This is a genomic window from Prevotella sp. SGI.167 (assembly GCF_050313615.1).
GTDB lineage: Bacteria > Bacteroidota > Bacteroidia > Bacteroidales > Bacteroidaceae > Prevotella.
Map to the genome: position 1 here is coordinate 1 of NZ_JBNPLT010000102.1, position 1,009 is coordinate 1,009.

At 45.7% G+C, this 1,009-nt stretch carries 1 protein-coding gene; it reads right to left on the minus strand.

Annotation, left to right across the window (positions count from 1 at the left end; genetic code table 11):
* On the minus strand, positions 1–1,009 hold a 1,009-nt coding region (locus ACQRBJ_RS16040), incomplete at both ends, for an IS66 family transposase (protein ID WP_445304229.1).

A 1,009-nucleotide genomic window follows, 5' to 3' on the forward strand; every position in this document is an offset into this window, starting at 1 on the left:
GTTCGACCGCATTGTTATGCATCTCGACACGACCATCCTGCAAGAACACCTTGAAGGCCTTCTCGTCATCAAGTACATAGTTGACTGCTCGCTGAACCATTGCACCATAAGAAGAATCAAGCTTGATCTTCTTCAACAACTTCATCAACTTGCCAACGATCGATGCACTGTACTTAAGTCTAAATCGGCGTCGCTGCTTAGCTGTATGCTTGCGTATCTTCGACTCTCGCTCTATCTGGAAGAGGTAGTTCATCATCAAGATGATTACACGCACACGATGGTCAGAGATATAAGCATCCACGAAGCGATGGCGGGCATGGAACCAGCAAGCTGTACGCACCAGTCCCATTTCCTCCAAATCCTTCTCAATTGTCTCATACAAGACTGCTCTGTCTGCAGTAAACACCCTTATACAAGAGTCCTTGAAGATGGCGTCTTCCTGCACACTGTGACTACGGCTACCCTCCTTATATTCCATCACACAAAGCTTGGCTTCCATGGAGAGGGCAGCATGGATGTACTCCACATTGTACTTAAACTTGTCTTCCTTACTCTCACGACTGCGAACCACGATTCTTGACTCGTCATTCTGGGTATAGACACACTGACGGATACGCTCAAGCATCACAGGTCCCAAGCGTTCACGAAGATAAGTCATGATTTGCTGCATCCAACCGTTCAAGGTTGACTGAGCTACCTTCATACCCATCTGTGACAACATATCCAACAAGCGGTTTTCGGAGAGATGATAGGCAAACTTCGACTCCAGATAGAACCTACAGAAGGATGGCATCAAAGGATTACCCTTGATGATACTCTGAGGATACTTGCTGCTCTGAGGATCAGAGCCAGGTACATTAAAGCGTGCTATCTTGTATTCCTTACAATAAACCTCTTGTTTCTGATAGAAGAACAGACGGACTACCCACATGTCCTTCTTACCCTTACGTATGATAACCTTTGCATTCTCAGGAAGATCAGATTTATCTATACCGAAGGACTTCAAGAC